This is a genomic window from Pseudolabrys sp., assembly GCF_035943735.1.
Lineage (GTDB): Bacteria > Pseudomonadota > Alphaproteobacteria > Rhizobiales > Xanthobacteraceae > Pseudolabrys.
In genome coordinates this window covers 22,276-38,496 of sequence record NZ_DASZBV010000003.1, presented here as the reverse complement: position 1 = coordinate 38,496, position 16,221 = coordinate 22,276, and the positions used below count along the sequence as shown (strand labels likewise).

Annotated in this window: 15 protein-coding genes; 2 read left to right on the top strand and 13 right to left on the bottom strand. The window is 65.7% G+C overall.

The features are described from left to right. Window positions 1-14: 14 nt before the first annotated feature. From VGV41_RS01170 to VGV41_RS01155, 4 genes are all read right to left on the bottom strand, one after another. Window positions 15-254: a DNA-binding protein gene (locus tag VGV41_RS01170; RefSeq protein ID WP_326861814.1), complete on the bottom strand. Its 240-nt coding sequence runs from the start codon at window positions 252-254 to the stop codon at window positions 15-17. 116 nt (window positions 255-370) lie between these two features. Next, a complete protein-coding gene (locus VGV41_RS01165) occupies window positions 371-1,105 on the bottom strand; it encodes a hypothetical protein (RefSeq protein WP_326861813.1) in 735 nt (244 codons plus the stop codon). Then, window positions 1,102-2,358: a tyrosine-type recombinase/integrase gene (locus VGV41_RS01160; protein ID WP_326861812.1), complete on the bottom strand. Its 1,257-nt coding sequence runs from the start codon at window positions 2,356-2,358 to the stop codon at window positions 1,102-1,104. Before VGV41_RS01160 ends, VGV41_RS01165 begins: the two co-directional genes overlap by 4 nt. A 215-nt stretch (window positions 2,359-2,573) precedes the next feature. After that, window positions 2,574-2,822 (bottom strand): hypothetical protein, encoded by a 249-nt coding sequence (locus VGV41_RS01155; RefSeq protein ID WP_326861811.1) that lies wholly within the window; start codon window positions 2,820-2,822, stop codon window positions 2,574-2,576. A gap of 143 nt (window positions 2,823-2,965) precedes the next feature. Here VGV41_RS01155 and VGV41_RS01150 point away from each other — a divergent pair, with 143 nt between their 5' ends. Continuing rightward, window positions 2,966-4,303, top strand: a complete 1,338-nt coding sequence (locus VGV41_RS01150) for a nicotinate phosphoribosyltransferase (protein ID WP_326861810.1) — start codon at window positions 2,966-2,968, stop codon at window positions 4,301-4,303. A 67-nt stretch (window positions 4,304-4,370) separates the two neighbouring features. Next, a complete protein-coding gene (locus VGV41_RS01145) occupies window positions 4,371-5,300 on the top strand; it encodes an NADP-dependent oxidoreductase (protein ID WP_326861809.1) in 930 nt (309 codons plus the stop codon). A gap of 199 nt (window positions 5,301-5,499) precedes the next feature. Here the strand turns inward: VGV41_RS01145 and VGV41_RS01140 are convergent, their stop codons facing one another. The 9 genes from VGV41_RS01140 to VGV41_RS01100 all read right to left on the bottom strand — a co-directional run bounded on the left by VGV41_RS01140 (window position 5,500) and on the right by VGV41_RS01100 (window position 16,188). After that, on the bottom strand, window positions 5,500-6,687 hold the full coding sequence (locus VGV41_RS01140) for a Xaa-Pro peptidase family protein (RefSeq protein WP_326861808.1): 1,188 nt from the start codon (window positions 6,685-6,687) through the stop codon (window positions 5,500-5,502). An 873-nt stretch (window positions 6,688-7,560) separates the two neighbouring features. After that, window positions 7,561-8,742: a cobalamin-independent methionine synthase II family protein gene (locus VGV41_RS01135; RefSeq protein WP_326861807.1), complete on the bottom strand. Its 1,182-nt coding sequence runs from the start codon at window positions 8,740-8,742 to the stop codon at window positions 7,561-7,563. 194 nt (window positions 8,743-8,936) lie between these two features. Beyond that, entirely contained in the window at window positions 8,937-9,647 is a 711-nt protein-coding gene (locus VGV41_RS01130; protein ID WP_326861806.1) for an ABC transporter ATP-binding protein, read from the bottom strand. Continuing rightward, on the bottom strand, window positions 9,640-10,395 hold the full coding sequence (locus tag VGV41_RS01125; protein WP_326861805.1) for an ABC transporter ATP-binding protein: 756 nt from the start codon (window positions 10,393-10,395) through the stop codon (window positions 9,640-9,642). The genes VGV41_RS01130 and VGV41_RS01125 overlap by 8 nt, the downstream gene beginning before the upstream one ends. Then, window positions 10,392-11,393 carry a branched-chain amino acid ABC transporter permease gene (locus VGV41_RS01120; protein ID WP_326861804.1) on the bottom strand — a complete coding sequence of 334 codons (1,002 nt, stop codon included), beginning with the start codon at window positions 11,391-11,393 and terminating at the stop codon, window positions 10,392-10,394. The genes VGV41_RS01125 and VGV41_RS01120 overlap by 4 nt, the downstream gene beginning before the upstream one ends. 16 nt (window positions 11,394-11,409) lie before the next feature. Beyond that, a complete protein-coding gene (locus VGV41_RS01115; RefSeq protein WP_326861803.1) occupies window positions 11,410-12,282 on the bottom strand; it encodes a branched-chain amino acid ABC transporter permease in 873 nt (290 codons plus the stop codon). 74 nt (window positions 12,283-12,356) lie between these two features. Continuing rightward, entirely contained in the window at window positions 12,357-13,568 is a 1,212-nt protein-coding gene (locus tag VGV41_RS01110) for an ABC transporter substrate-binding protein (protein ID WP_326861802.1), read from the bottom strand. 324 nt (window positions 13,569-13,892) lie between these two features. Then, a complete protein-coding gene (locus tag VGV41_RS01105) occupies window positions 13,893-14,810 on the bottom strand; it encodes a LysR family transcriptional regulator (protein ID WP_326861801.1) in 918 nt (305 codons plus the stop codon). A gap of 154 nt (window positions 14,811-14,964) precedes the next feature. Continuing rightward, window positions 14,965-16,188: a GGDEF domain-containing protein gene (locus VGV41_RS01100; protein WP_326861800.1), complete on the bottom strand. Its 1,224-nt coding sequence runs from the start codon at window positions 16,186-16,188 to the stop codon at window positions 14,965-14,967. Between the last annotated feature and the right edge of the window lie 33 nt (window positions 16,189-16,221).

Below are 16,221 nucleotides of genomic sequence, written 5' to 3'. Positions count from 1 at the left end.
AAGATGTGGGTGGGTTACGCGGCGGGAGACGGCTGCTCGGTCGCTTTGACCTGCGGCAGACCGGCAAGCCAGCGGCGGGCGGCGTCGCGCGTAATGATCGTTCGGCGACCGCACTTGCGGGCCTCAAGGCGGCCGGCTCGGATCTCTTCGTAGGTCTTTGTGTGCCCAATCCTGAAGGCACGCTCAAACCCTCTGACCGTGTAGGCTTCCACCTCGGTGAGGTCGTCGTGGTTTGTCGCTGAGTTGCTGCGCATAGTGTTCCCCTGGGTCGCCGAACGGCGGCGTCTGTCGTTCGCTCACCAGCGAACGACGACGACCCTAGGTGCGCGTCGGTACGGGGAAAATCAGTAATGCGGGGAAATTCAGCGCGCTATTTTCCCGGCATTAGGCCGGCAGCCCGATCAAGCTTGTGGACCCTGATAGCATCGCGGATGGTCGCATCGTCGGGGGTTCTGCGCTCCCGGTTTAGTTCAGTCGCATATTCCGAGCACAAGTGGAGTAGCTCGTTACGGCTTTGCACGTCGCCATTTTTCTGCCGATAACTGACCAACCCCCTTTTCACACCCTCCCAGTTATAAGTCAGCGGCCGACCCCGCGTCGCTTTCTTGAGGTGCGGCCAAAACTTCAAGATATCCGTCTTGCGGAAGCGGACCCCTGTCCACGCGCGGTCAGTGAGCCTGTCCGCGTCCTCCGTGTCTCTCCACCACGCTTCGCCATACGGTCGGCTACCGTATCGTTCTTGATCGTCCAGCGGCTGCCCGTCCAGCTCGTTGATGTAGAGGTTTGCCCAAGCCTCGCCCGGCAGTTTTTCGACCCGCCCCGTTGGCGTCAGGCCAAACGCATGCAGTTTCTCAATCTGGCACAGGCGCGATATTTGGTGTCGAGCCTCTACTTCCCACGCGTGCCACCGATCGGCCTCCTTCTCGGCTGTCAGCTGCGCGTCGGCGCGTTCGACGGTCTGCGCCGCTTCCCGCGGCCACCCGCCTCCAACGCTCAAATACTCCGAAACCCACTGCAACACGTCGGCATAGCAAATGAATGCGCCGCTCTCATTATTCGTCGGCACATCGCAAAACTGTTCAGCTAGTTCGTCTTGGCGACTCATGTCGTCTCTTTCGATGCCGCCAATTCGGACAACGCCTCGGCCCACCGCGTGAGCCCGTCCCGCTTCTCCTTGAGGAAATCGTATTGATCGTAGTGCCGCTCGCCGACATCCCGCGGCGCGTGGTTCATAAGGCGATCACGAATGTCCTTGGGTATCCCAAGGGCCGATAGCTTGGTGCGGAAGGTCCGGCGCAGGTCATGCGGACTTGGCGGATCCGCCTTCCACGTCGCCGCGGCACCCCCTTCGATATGCTCGGCCATGCGCTGCATAGCCACCGTGAGTGAGTGCGCCTGAATCGACTCCCCCGCCCTGACCGGCGACGGAAAGACGTACGGCTGGCCTTCCTTGGCCGACCGAAGGGCCTCTAGAATGCACTGCCGGGCAGGCTCAGACAGCGGAACGACATGCGTTAGGCCGTTTTTCGTCCGCTCTCCCGGAATTTCCCAGATGGCCGCGGCCGGATCATCCAGATTGCGCAACTCGCTCCGCTGCATGCCAGCCGCTTCGGCAGCTCGCACACCCGTCAGCAAGATCAGGCGGAGGGCTAATCCGGTCTCCGGCCGCATGGCCGCGGTGGCGCAGCGCTTCCAAAATTCGGGAATCTCCGCATCGTGGAGATACCGCTTCGCCGGCGTTTCCCTGCCGCCCTGCCTAGGAAGTCGGGCACATGGGTTGGCATCGACCAGACCCTGATCGACCGCGAAGGAGAAGACCTTGGAAATGAGCGCCTGAACCCTATTGGCCTGGACGGGCGTGCCGGCGTCCACGATGCCCTGCAGGAGCTCTGTAATGTTTCCACGGCGCAACGTGGTGATGTTCTTGTGCCGCCACTTCGGCAAGACGTGTTTGACGAGCGCACGACGGTCCTGAGCGACAGAGGACGGCGCCTTGTTGCGCTCGGCCCATTCCGCGAGGTAGCGCTTGGCTACCGCCTCAAAGGCGCGGGTGGCCCGTGTCTCCCGATCCCGCTTGCGGTCATCGACGGGGTTTTGGCCATTCGCGACGGCGACCCTGAGCTCGTCCGCCCTGACTCTCGCCTTGGCCAGCGTGACATCCGGATAATCGCCGATCGTGAAACGCTGCACCCGCCCCGTGATGGGACACCGGAAGCGGAATGAGAACGACCGGACCCCTTTGTCGGTGAGCCGGAACGTCAGCCCCTGGCTGCGCCCGTCGGAAAGCTCGATCCGGCCCCTTTTGGGGGCCTTGAGCGCCTTGAGCGCCTGATCCGTGAAGGCTTCGTTGGTGGCCATTGTGTCCCCTGCTCGGGGGCACATCGGGGGCACAGATTGACCCGGTTGGGGGCGTCCCGCCGCGAACCACCGCGAACAGTTTAAAGCCTAAATCACTGGACTTTCAGGCGCAATGGCTGTTCGCAGGAGTCCGCATCAATTCGTGTTACATTGACTGTTAATCGAATGGTCGCTGGTTCGATCCCAGCCTCGGGAGCCACCTGCCCGCCTTTCCCTCACCTCGACGGCGCCTGCCCCATATTCTGCTGCTGCATCGCCTTCTCGCGCGCGTGTTTCTTGGCCTCGTGATGGCCGACGGCGCAGCCGGCGGCGGCGCCGAGCAGGCCGTGATGCCCGGCATAGTGGCCGGCTACCCCGCCGACGATCGCACCCTTGATGCAACCTTTGGCCTGCGCCGCGGGGCCCGCTGCCATAACGGCGCCGACGGTCGCGGCGGCAATCACAAGCAACGTGAGTTTTTTCATCGGACTCTCCTGTCGGGTCTGAACTGCGTGCGCCTCAAACGCCGGGAGCGGAACGTCTGTTCCGCAGCTTCCCGGCGTCGAGGGTCGCTCCGCGCGGCTGTTCCCACTAGAGTGGCGCCGCCAATTCGACCCGGACCCAAGTCATGCCCCACGTCAGCGCCCTCGCCACCGACCTCTACGAACTCAACATGGTGCAGGCCTATCTCGACCGCGGCGAGGACGGCGAAGCGGTGTTCGAGTTCTTCGTGCGCCGTCTGCCGGCGCGGCGCGGCTTCCTGCTCGCGGCCGGGCTCGGCGACGCGCTCGATTATCTCGAGACGCTGAGCTTTTCGGCGGCGGACATCGACTGGCTCAAAAGCAGCGGCCGCTTCCGCTCGAACCTGATCGACTATCTCGCCGCATTCCGTTTCACCGGCGACGTGCACGCGATGCCGGAAGGCAGGGTCTGCTTCCCCAACGAACCGCTGATCCGCATCACCGCGCCGCTGCCGCAGGCGCAGATCGTCGAGTCGCGGCTGATCAACATCCTGCACTTCCAGACCATGGTGGCGTCGAAGGCGGCGCGGATGGTGCTGGCGGCGCCCGGCAAGATCCTGTCCGACTTCGGCCTGCGCACCGCGCACGGCGCCGAGGCCGGACTGTTTTCGGCGCGCGCGAGCTACATCGCCGGCTTCGCCGGTGCCGCCAATGTCGAAGCCGGCCCGCGCTACGGCATCCCGATCGTCGGCACCATGGCGCACTCGTTCGTGCAGGTGCACGACGACGAGAGTGAAGCCTTCGAGCACTACGCGCGCTCGCGCCCCGACGGCGTCATCCTGCTCATCGACACCTACGACACCGAGGCCGGCGCGCGCAAAGTCGTCGCGCTCGCGCCGCGCCTCAAGCGCGACGGCATCACCATCCGCGGCATCCGCATCGATTCAGGCGATCTCACCGCCTCGGCGCGCAAGGTGCGCGGCATCCTCGACGCCGGTGGCCTCACGGACGTCATCATCCTGGTCAGCGGCGGCATCAACGAGGACGTGCTGCAGGCGATGGCGCGCGAAAAGGCGCCGATCGACGGCTTCGGCATCGGCGTCAATCTCGACGCCTCGATCGACGCGCCGTCGCTCGACTGCGCCTACAAGCTGCAGGAGTTCGGCGGCCGGCCGCGGCGCAAGCGGTCGGAAGGCAAGGCGACGTGGCCCGGCCGCAAGCAGGTGTGGCGCGCCTACGATGCCGACGGACGTATGCGCGGCGACGTGCTCTCCGTCGAGACGGACACACATGCGGGCGAGCCGCTGATCGTCCCGGTGATGCGCGGCGGCAAGCGGCTGGCGCCGGCCGAAAGCCTCGCCGCTATCCGCGCCCGCGCCGCGCGCGAGCTTGCGCGTCTCCCGGCCCCGCTCGCCCGCCTCGAACCGGGCCACGACTATCCGGTGACGATCGCCCCCGCCCTCAAGACGCTGGCGCAGGAAGCCGACCGCCTCGCGACCGGCTAGTCGGCCACGCCGGAACGCCCGCCGCGCCGCGCCGTTTCTCCTGCAGAGCAACCGGGAGGGACAGCCCATGCACGCGATCCGCATCCACAAGTTCGGTGACGCCGACGTCCTCAAAATGGACGACATCCCGGTTCCCGAGCCGAAAGACGACGAGATGGTCGTCCGCGTCATCGCGGCGAGCGTCAATCCGGTCGATTACAAGATCCGCTCGGGCAAATATCCGGCGGTGAAACAGGACCAACTGCCGAAGGTGCTCGGCCGCGACATTGCGGGCGTGATCGAGAGCGTCGGCGCCAAGGTGCGCAAGTTCCGCCGCGGCGACGCCATCTACGCCATGCTCGGCCGCGACATCGGCGGCTACGCCGAATACGCGCTGGTCACCGAAGATGAAGCCGCACGCAAGCCGGAACGGCTGGACTTCCAGCAGGCGGCGGCGGTGCCGCTCGCCGCGCTCACCGCCTGGCAGGGCCTGTTCGACCAGGGCGGGCTCGAGGCCGGCGAACGCGTGCTCATCCACGGTGGCGCCGGCGGCGTCGGCCATTTCGCCATCCAGTTCGCCAAGGCCAAGGGCGCGTGGGTCGCGACCACCGTCTCCGGTGCGGACATGGAGTTCGCGCGCGAGCTCGGCGCCGACCAGGCGATCGATTACAAGAAAGACAAGTTCGAGGAGATCGTGAAGGACATCGATCTGGTCTACGACCTCATCGCCGGCGACACGCAGCAGCGCTCCTTCGCCGTGCTCAAGGACGGCGGCCGGCTGATCTCGACTTTGCAGAAGCCGGACGAGGCCGAGCTCAAGCGCCATCACGCACGCGGCGCGCATTACATGGCCAAGCCCGACGCCGCAGAGCTCGAGACGATCGCGCGGCTGATCGACGCCGGCAAGGTCGATGTCGTCATCACCGCCACCTACCCGCTCGAAGACGTCGCGCGCGCGCACAAGCACATGGAGAACGACCACATCCAGGGCAAGGTCGTGCTGCAGGTCGCGGCGTAATCGGTCTCGTCCCTCCCCTGAACGGGGAGGGTCGATCGCGCGTAGCGCGATCGGGGTGGGGTCACCTCGAAATTGAAAATGCCGCCACCCGGCTCGCCGACGCTCGCAAGGGGGTCCGCGATGCGGACACGCGCAACCGCACAACGACACGCGCCGACGCGTTCGTTCCTCTGAGCGGAATTCGCTGCGGGGCCCGGCGTCAGCCGCCGGCTTTATTCCAGCCGCGCGCGCCGTCGCCGTAGACCTCGTGTCCATCATCGGTGACGACGACGGTATCCTCGAGCTTGATGAAGCCGCGCGCCGGATGCATCAGCGTCGTCTCGACCGACACGACCATGCCGACCTCGAGCGGGCGTTCCGCATCGTCGGCCGGATACGGCACCGGTCCGTGATCGGTGAGGCGCGGCGCCTCGTGGCTGACCATGCCCATGCCGTGCGCGAGGAATTCGATGTGGTTGTGATGGCGCGAGCGCGCGACCAGCGGCTCGGCCGCACCGTAGATCTCCTTGCCCATGACGCCGGCGCGCATCGGCTTCATCACCGCGCGCTGGATGCTCTCGATCTCGCCGAGCAGGTCCTGCAATTCGTCATCCGGCTCGCCCTGGATCGCCATGCGGCAGACGTCGCCGATATAGCCGTGATAATTGCCGCCGGAGTCAATCGACATGATGTCGCCCTGCTCCCAGCGTTGCGGCGACGGCGCGCGGTTCATGCTGGTGCCGCAGGTGATCAGGCAATATTCGAAGGTGAGCCCGCGGTTGGTCTCCTCGCGGCGCAGGGCCTCGACCACCTCGGCCTTGGTGGTGCCGGGACCGTGCGAACCAATCACCGCCTTCATCGAGTCGATGACGGCTTCGGACGCGATTTTCAGAAGCTTGAGTTCGTCCGGCGACTTCTTGGCGCGCTGCCGTTCGAGCACGTAGAGCGCGTCGACCCAGTCGGCATCGGGGAACGCGCCGCGCAGCACCTTCGAAGCGTCATAAGGCAGGAAGCCGAATTCCACGGCGATCCGCTTCGTCGCGATCCCGGCCTTGCGCATGTGCTCGACCGCCTTCTGCATGGCGTCGGTCGATCCGGCCGTATTGGTCTGCGTCTCCGGCGTCCACATCGGGGTCACCTCGCGCTGGAACTTCTCCAGGCGGTGACCGATATAGGCCGCCTTCTCCGGCGCGCCCTTCGGGTAGACCAGCACCGGCAGATAGCGCGTGACGCCGGTCGCATCCATGTAATCGAAGAAGTTGGCGCGGTGGCCGCCGAGCAGATACTGCACATTGTGCTTGGAGGTGGCGACGACGACGTCGATGCCGGCCTCATCCATCAGCCGATCGAGGCGGGTGTGATCGAACGGAATGGCGAGGCCGCTGGCCGGTTTGGCGCTGATGTTCATGGGCTGGCTCCCTCAATGACGGCGGGATCGTGCATCGCCGCGCCTGTCAACGCGCGAGAGCCTAGCGCAGATGCAGGTCCCGCGTCAGCGGGGGCAGGACGCTGCGCAGGTCGGAGAAAGCCGATTTGCGGTGTTCGAGACGCCGCGCTGCGCGCGGCTCCTCGCCATGAGGCCGGCAGAGGCTGAGCAGCCAAAAGCCGCATAACTTCTTTTCGACGGACTATTGACCTACTAGGCCGATATGCCTATGATTGATCCGTCCTGCTCTTTTGAGGGGCGTCGTCATGGGACGCCGTGAAGACGGAGCAGCGGCGGGGACAAGGCCGGAGATACGGCTGGACCCCGCCGGGTCGATGACCGGGGAAATCCCGCCATCGATCGATGCGGCGCCGCGGGCCGGAGGCAAACGTAGCCTCTGGCGCTCGGGCGATGGCGGGGCTCCGCTCGCAGGCATTACGACCTGCCGCCAGGAGCTGGCTGACAGGCGTGGCTGGTCCACGTTCTCGAAAGCGCGGCCCGCCGGTCGCAAGACGCCGCAGTGGAGCGCCGGGAGGCGCCTCGTTCCTTCAAGGAGCGAGGAGACGCCTCGCAAGCGTCTCATCGGGCGGTCTCGCCGGCCGCTCACCGGGGGTCTCGCAAACCCCCGCGTCTGCCGGCGCTCCGCTCCCCTCGTGGGAGCCGGGATTTGGAATTCGGACTGCGGCGGACCCGGCGCCGATCAAACAATACGGGCGGCGGAGCGTTGGCTGTTTGTAAATTGAATCAGTGGTGGTCGTCGGACGGTGCCGCAATTTCGCGTCACCCTCCCCTGGAGGGGGAGAGTGAAAGCGAGCGAATGCTCGCCTAACGCGCGCCGCGTCCGGGGCACCTTACTCACGCCGCCGCCTTCGACCACAGCTCCTTCGACGCAATGCGCGCACCTTCGGCCAGCGCCTCGAGCTTCGCCCACATGATCTGCGGATGGACGCGGCGATAGAACGGGCCCTGCGCGAAACCGCAGTCGGTGCCGGCGATGACGTTCTCGCGGCCGACGATCTTGGCCAGCCGCACGATGCGCTCGGCGACGAGCTCGGGATGCTCGACGACGTTGGTGGCGTGGCTGATGACGCCGGGGATGAGCATCTGCCCTGCTCCGAGCTTGGCGTTCTTCCACACCTGCCATTCGTGCTCATGGCGCGGATTGGCCCCTTCGATGACGAAGGCGCCGACCTTGGCCTTCAGAACGACGTCGACGATGTCCTTCAACGGCACGTCGCTGGTATGCGGGCCCGGCCACGAGCCCCAGCAGATGTGATAGCGGACGCGGTCCTGCGGCAGGCCTTCGATGGCGTGGTTGAGGATGTCGATCTGCTGCGCCAGCCACTTCTTGTAGTCGGCGAAGCTCCCCGGCGGCACCATGCGGTCGTAGGTGACGGCGCTGCGGGCGTCGTCGAGTTGCACGATGAAGCCGGCGTCGACGATGGTCTTGTATTCGGCGCGCATGGCCGCGGCGATGGCGACCTGCAGCTCCTCGTCGTTTTTGTAATATTCATTCTTGCGGTCGGGAATGACGCTCGCCGGCGCCGCCACCGGCATGAAGGCTTCCTCGACCTTCACCTTGCCGAGCGCCGCCTTGAAGTTGGCGATGTCGCGCGTAAGCTCGTCATTGCCGACATAGGCGATCGGGCCGGTGCAGATCGCCTCCATGGTCGTCGACACCACTTCCTTGGCGTCGAGCTCGGCGTAGAAATCCGCGAACTTGGTGCGGTCGGCGCCGCGCTTGAACGGATTGGCCTTGTCTTCCTTGATCGGCCGCCGCGTAAAGCCGGACAAGCGCGTCAGCGCGTATTGCGCCCAGGAAATCGACTTGCCGAACTCGCCGTCGCTGACGACGTCGATGCCGGCCTGCGCCTGCCGCTGCACCACTTCGGCGACCGAGCGCGTCAGGCAAGCCTGAAACCCCTGCTCGTCATAGGGCTTGCCGCCCTGCTTGGCGCGCAGGAAGTCCTGCAAATCCGCCGGCCGTATCAGGCTGCCGACGTGGGTGGTGAGGATGCGATCGGTCGAATGTTTCATGGCCCGTTTGCTAGACGAGCGCAGGGCGGAAGGCAATCGGTGGGCGATGGTGGGCGGCGTACCCTCCCCTGGAGGGGGAGGGTCGCGAGCGAAGCGAGCGGGGTGGGGTGATCTATCAAATCACAGCCACCCCCTCCCGACGCGCTTCGCGCGTCGACCTCCCCCCTCCAGGGGGAGGTGAAGAAGAAAGCGCCCTACGCCTTCATGACGCCGATGAAGCCTTCGAGCTTGGCCGGATCGTTGCGCAAAGCCTCGCTGGCGCCGTCATAGACGATGCGGCCACGGTCCATCACCACCACGCGCGGCGCGATCGACAGCGCCAGCCGCGAGTTCTGCTCGACCACGATCATCGCCAGCTTGCCGGCGGCAGCGAGCCGTTTGATCGCGCGCGCCAGTTCCTCGACGATGACCGGCGCCAGGCCTTCGGACGGCTCGTCCATCAGCAGCACGGTCGGATTGCCGATCAGTGCACGGCCGATGGCCAGCATCTGCTGCTCGCCGCCGGAGAGCTGGTTGCCCATGTTGCCCGCCCGCTCGGCGAGCCGCGGGAACAGTTCGCAAACGGTCTGGTAGGTCCAGTGGCCCGGGCGCGCCGCGACTTCGAGGTTCTCGCGCAAGGTCAGCGACGGAAAGATCTCGCGCTCCTGCGGCACGTAGCCGAGACCCGCGTGCACGCGCTTGTAGGTGGCGGTCCTGGAGATGTCGTGACCGTGCAGTTGCACGTGGCCGCCATGCAGCGTCGTGTGGCCCATGACGGTGGCGAGCAGCGTCGACTTGCCGACGCCGTTGCGGCCGATGATCGACACGGTCTCGCCCGGCGCGAGCGCAAACTTCACGTCCTCCAGCACCACGGTCTCGCCGTAGCCGGCCCGGACATTGTCGAGCGCGAGCGCCGGCTCAGCCATGGTGATGCTCCTGGCCAAGATAGACTTCGCGCACCTTCTCGTTGCGGCGGATCTCGTCGGGCGTGCCCTTGGTGAAGACGGCGCCCTGCACCAGCACGCTGATTTCGCGCGCGAACCGGAACACGACGTCCATGTCGTGCTCGATGATGAGCACGGCGATGTCCGGGTCGAGCGCGGCGACGACGTCGAGGATGAGATGCGTCTCCGACGACGGCACGCCGGCAGCCGGCTCGTCGAGCAACAGCACGCGCGGCTTCTGCGCCAGCGCCATGGCGATCTCGACCAGCCGCTGCCGGCCGTAGGGCAGTTCGCGCACGAGCTTCAACGCGTCGTCGACCAGCCGCAGCGCTTCGAGCCGATCGAGCGCTTCATCAATCACAGCGCGTTTCGCACCAGCGGAGCGCCACATATTGTTGCAGTTGCCGTCGCGCTCGCCGATCGTCATGCAGAGGTTTTCGAGCACGGTGAGGCCGCGGAAGAGCTGGTTGATCTGGAACGTGCGCGCCAGCCCGCGGCGCGCGCGCTCGGCCTGCGACCAGCCGGTGATGTCGTCGCCGTTGAGCAGCACGCTGCCCGATGACGGCTTGAGCACACCGGTGATCAGATTGACGAGCGTCGTCTTGCCGGCGCCGTTCGGGCCGATGAGGGCATGGCGCGCGCCCTTCTCCAGCGACAGGTCGACGTCGCGCGTGACGCGCAGCGCGCCGAAGCTGCGGTTGAGACCCTTGACCTCGAGCGCGGCGGTCACGGCGCCCTCCTTCCGGCGAGCTTGCGCCGAATGGTGTCGCCGACTCCCAGCAGGCCGCGTCGCGCGAACATCACCGCCAGCACGAGCAGCAGGCCGATGCCGAACTGCCAGAAGGTCGGGCTCATCTTCGAGAGTTTGTCCTCGAAGATCATGTAGACCGCGGCGCCGAGGAAGGCGCCGTAGAGTCGTCCCGTGCCGCCGAGGATGAGCATGACCATGACCTTGGCCGACGCGTCGAAGTCGAACACGGTCAGCGTCACGTAGGCATTGGTCTGGGTGAACAGCGCGCCGGCCATGCCCGCAATCGCCGCCGAGATCGCGTAGACGGTGACGAGGCGGCGATGCACCGGCGAGCCGATCGAATGCATGCGGCGCACGTTCTCGCGGATGCCGGTCAGCGCCTGCCCGAACGGCGAGTAGACGATGCGGCGCACGACGAAGAACACGACCGCGAGCGCCGCGAGCGCGTACCAGTAATTGGTGTGGCCGTAGAGGTCGTACTGGAAATGGCCGAGCAGCGGATCGAACGTGAGCCCCGGCAGGCCGTCATAGCCGCCGGTGAAGTCGGAGCGGATGTTGCCGCCCTCCTGCAGCATCGCGGCGAAGGCGATGGTCAGCATCAGCAGCGTCAATCCGCGATAGCGCAGGATGAACCAGCCGACGACGATGCCGACGAGGCCGGCCACGGCGCCGCCGAAGAAGACGCCGCTGATCGGTTCGGTCCAGCCGAGCTTGATCGAGGCGAGCGCCACGGTATAGGCGCCCAGCCCAAAGAACGCCGCGTGGCCGAGCGTGACGATGCCCGCATAGCCGAGGATCAGGTCCAGCGACAACGCGAACATGATCATGATCAGCAGTTGGCTGCCGAACGTCATGCGGTCGGGGAAGACGAAGAAGCAGCCGACCGCGATCAGCCAGGGCAGCGCCTCGGGCCAACGGAGATAGTGCCGGCGCAGCAGGAATTCGGCCGCGCGGTCGCGCGCGGCCTTTGCAGTCACCGCGCCGCTCGTGGGTTCACTCGCGGCCATAGAACCCTGCCGACTTGATCAGGAGGACGACCACGGTGATGAGATAAACGAAGAAATTGCCGGCCTGCGGAAACATGTATTTGCCGCCGGTGTCGATGATGCCGATGACGAGTGCCGCGAGCAGCGTGCCCTTGAGGCTGCCGAGGCCGCCGGTCGCCACGACGATGAGGAAGAGGACGAGATAGAGCACCGCGAAATACGGCGTCAGCCCGAACAGTTGGATGGCGAAGCCGCCGCCGAGCGCGGCAAGGCCGGAGCCGACGGCGAAGGTGAGCGTGAACAGGCGGTCGACGTTGATGCCGACCGATTCAGCCATGCGCCGGTTGTCGACGGCGGCGCGGATGCGGGCGCCGATATTGGTGCGCTCGAACGCATACCAGAGAACCGTGACGAGAACGGCGCCGACGATGATGAGGAAGGCGCGGTAGCTCGGAAACGCGCGGAAGCCGAGATTGATGTCGCCTTCGAGCCAGTGCGGCAACGGCACCGACTTTGGAATGGGGCCGTAGAAATAGGTGAACGTCGCGATCGCCATGAAGGCAAGGCCGATCGTCAGCAGCACCTGCTCGAGATCGGTGGCCTTGTAGAGGCGGCGATAGAGCAAGCGCTCGAATGGGACGCTGATGAAGCCGACCAGCACCGCGGCAATGACGAGCGCCGGCACGAAATCGATGCCGAGGCTGCGCGTCAGCGAGACAACGATATAGCCGCCGACCATGGCGAAGGCGCCGTGCGCCAGGTTCACGAAGTTCATCAGGCCCATGGTGACCGACAGGCCCACGGACGTGATGAACAGGAACATGGCGTAAGCCAGCCCGTCGAACAGGATACTGATGACGATATTGGCCGCGTGCGACACGACCGTCTCCCGGTCTTAAGAGAACGCCGCCGCGCCTGTGCGCGGCGGCGTTTGTTTGTCGGAAATCCAGACGCTCAGGAGGCGCAGCGGCCGATCTTGAGCGCCTTGCACTCGTCCTTCACCTGCGGGACGGTCTCGAGGATGCGCTCGCCCAGCTTGCCGTCAGGCTTGCGATAGACCTCCATCGCGTGCTCGTCCTCGATGACGTCGCGCGTCTGCGGATCGATCGAGACCTTGCCGCGCGGGCCGACGGTGGACCAGCCCTTGAGCGCGCCGATCACCTTCTCGCCGTTGCTGAAGTCGCCGTTGAGCTTCTTCACGGTGTCGAAGATGGCGTGCATGGTGTCCCAGGCGGCCGCCGACATGAAGTCGGGGTACGAGTCGGGACCGTAGGCCTTGTGCCACTCCTCGTTGAACTCCTTGTTCTGCTGATTGTCGAGGTCGACCGCGTAGTGGCCCATCACGATGGTGCCGATGGCGGCGTCGCCCATGTCCTGCAGCTTGTTGTCGGGGATCAGGTCCATCGGGCCGATCAGCTTGATGCCGGCCTTGCGCATGCCGAGCTCGCCATAGGCCTTCATGACGCCGGTCGCGTGCGCGCCGGACGGGATGAAGACGTACATGCAGTCGGGATGCGCGTCCTTGATACGCTGGAAGAACGGCGTGAAGTCGGGCACCTGCACCGGCGAGCCCATCGGGATCGACAGAGTGACCTTGCCGCCGACCTTCTTGTAGCCGGTCTCGAAGGCTTCCGTGGAATCCTTGCCCGGCGGGAAGTCGGTGTAGGCGACCGCGGTCGTCTTGCAGCCGATCTTGTTATAGGCGTAAGCGCCCATCGGATAGGCCGGCGACCACATGCTGAACGACAGGCGGGCGATATAGGGCGACAGGTTGGTGATCCACGCCGTGCCGGCGTTGGAGATCAACATCGGCATCTTCGCCTGCGTGACGACCGGCGCGAGCGCGATCGCCGACGGCGAGAACGAGAAGCCGGTGAGGATCTGCACCTTGTCATTGGTGATGAGCTCGGTGCCGACGGTTTTGGCCTGCGCACCGGTCGGCGGACCCTCGTCGCGCTTGACGAGTTCGACCTTGTTCGGCGCGATGTCCTTCGTGTGCAACTTGACGTACAGGTCGAAGGCCTTGTCCATCTGATGGCCGAGATCGGCATTGGCGCCGGAGAACGGCAACACCACGCCTATCTTGACGGTGCCGGCATTGGCGGCCCCACCCAGCCCGAGCGCGAGCGCCAGAGCCGTGAGCCCGAGACGACTGCCCAATTGCATCTCCTCCCTCCCTTTCATTCCGTTTCGTTGGTATTCCAACTATCTATCAGGCCGTGAACGATCCGCCCTCGTCCTTTGCGGACGCGGCGGCATTCCGCACGTTTTGCCCAGTCTGCAAGCGCTTTTCAATGGCCCGCCGGCTGTTCGTCCGCGCGTTGAAGCGACGATTGCGAGAAGCCGGCCGCGGCAAGTTAGCGCATGCGGCGTCGATCCGCAGGCCCGGTGGCTCGGGGTGATCCGTCCCACCGGACGCCGCGTGCCGACGCCATGAGGGCAACCATGCCGGTGTACCGCAGTCTAATCAAATGAATAGAATGTGTCCATTTATCCATTCAGTGCATGAATGGTCCGGGCCGACGTCATCTCCCGCGCCAGCAGGTCGCGCAGCGTTGCCGCCGGCGGCGACAGCGGCATGCCGCGCCGCCAGACGAGACCATAGGTGCAGGAAAGCTTGGGCGCGCGCAGCGGTACGGCGACCACGCCGCCGCCACGGTGCAGCGCGACGTCGATCATCGGCACGACCGTGAAGCCGAGCCCGGCCTCCACCAGATTGACCGCCGTCTCGACGTGCTGAACCTCGTATTGCCAGGGGATGTTTGCCTTCGCTGCGCTGATGGCGTCGTCGATGATGACGCGGATCGCCGTCCGCGAACTCACCCGGATCAGCGGCAGCCCGCTCATTTCACCCCAGCCAAGCGCCCGTTTCTTCGCCAGCGGATGTCCCGAGGGGCAGGCCAGCGCCAGCGGCGAAGCGGAGAACGTCTCGATGTCCAGATCCCAGCGATTTGTCAGGAGCCCGGTGAAGCCAAATTCCACTTCGCCCGACTCCACCAGTTCGGCGATGGCGGCGGACGGAGTCTCGAAGATGCGCACCTGCACATCCGGCATCACCTCATGGAAACGGCGCAGGATCGGCGGCATGTAGTTGACGGCGAAGACCGGGAGACAGGCGACGTCCAGTCGCTCGCGCCGCTTGGCGCCCTGCTGTCGGAGATCGTCGAAGGACTGCTCGAGCTCACTGAGCGCCTTGCGCGCTTTCGGCAGGAAGTCGATGCCGGCGCGCGTCAGGGTCACTTCCCGCGTCGTGCGCGCGAGCAGCTTGAGGCCGAGCTCCTCCTCGAGCTTGCGCATCCGGTGGCTGACCGCGGTCTGCGACAGGTTCAGATGCGCCGCCGCGCGCTGGAACGAGCCGCGTTCCGCAATACTGACGAAGGCTTCCAGCCCGAGAAAGTCGATCCGCACCGCCCTGCCCTCCGCACGGGTCCCAGGCGGACATGCATCCAATTCATGAATAGGTCAAATACGGCAGCACCGTCGCGGGCGACATGTCGCCGTCGCCTTGCGGCCGTATGAACGATGAAGGGACCGAGCCGACCGCCGCGGCGGACGGCGGCGGTCAGGCCGCGCTCTTCTTCCTTGGCGGCCTGAGCGCGGAGCCTGGGTCGCGCGCGGCGACCAGCATCTCCAGCGAAGCCACCTCGACGCGGTTCCGGCCGCGCTCCTTGGCGAAATACAGCGCGCGATCGGCCTGCGCCAGCAACTCCGAGATTTCGAGCACCGCGCTGTCGCAATGTGCGACGCCGATGCTGACCGTGGCCAGCACTTCATGGCCTTCGACGTCGTCGGTCGCTTGCGAGAAGTTGTCGCGGATGCGTTCGGCGATGCCGAGGGTGGACACGCGGTCCATGTCGTAGATCAGTGCGGCGAATTCCTCGCCGCCCAAGCGGCCGATCAGGTCGGAGCCGCGCAGCGCACGTCGGGCGCAGGTGGTGAAGATCTCCAGCACGCGATCGCCGACGGCGTGGCCGAAGCGATCGTTGATCGATTTGAAATGATCGAGGTCGATCAGCAGCATCGTCGCGGGACGCGGATGCCCGTTGTGACGCTTGGCGAGCACCGCTGCGTCGGCCAGAAACGCGCGGCGGTTGGCGATGCCGGTCAGCGGGTCGACCATCGCCGCCGTGCGATGGCGCAACTCGGTGCGTTCCTTGGCCATGGCCAGCAGGATGAACGCCACGGAGATCGTGAACAGCAGCGCCTCGAAGCTGAGCACGGTGAGCCAGACACTGCCGAACATGTCGGCGGTGGCGGGGCTCCACGGCAAGAACGTCACGAGCGGCGTGTGCAGCAAGAACAGCGAACCATGCGCGAACAGCATGAAGATCGCCGGCCAGCGTGAGACGAGTTGCTCCTTGCGGCCGCGCCAGAACTCGTAGGCCGTGAGCCAGGTGTAGGCGGTGATGATGCTCGAGGCGACGAAGGAGCGCGTATCGATCGCATTGGAGAGCATCGGCAGCCGGCAGATGAGCAGCCACAGCACGGCGCCGGTGACGAGATAGACCGGTTCGACCGGTCGGCCGTCGAAGACGCGGGCGCCGGTCCAGGTGATGGCAAAGGCGGTGAATAGAAGCGCGTTGGCGAGATCGATGCTGATCAGGTCCGGCACCGAGCCGTACATGCCGAACAGCACGATCGATGCGGCGCGCACCAGATGGGCGAAGCCCCACCAGCACACGCCGCGGATCGCCATGTTCTGAGCCCAGGCGAACAGCAGCAGCAGGCCGAGAATGGTCTCGACGTAGATCGTGACCATAAACAGCGTATTGACGTCGAGCCGCATCAAGACTGTCCACCCCGCGACATCGCGCGACCT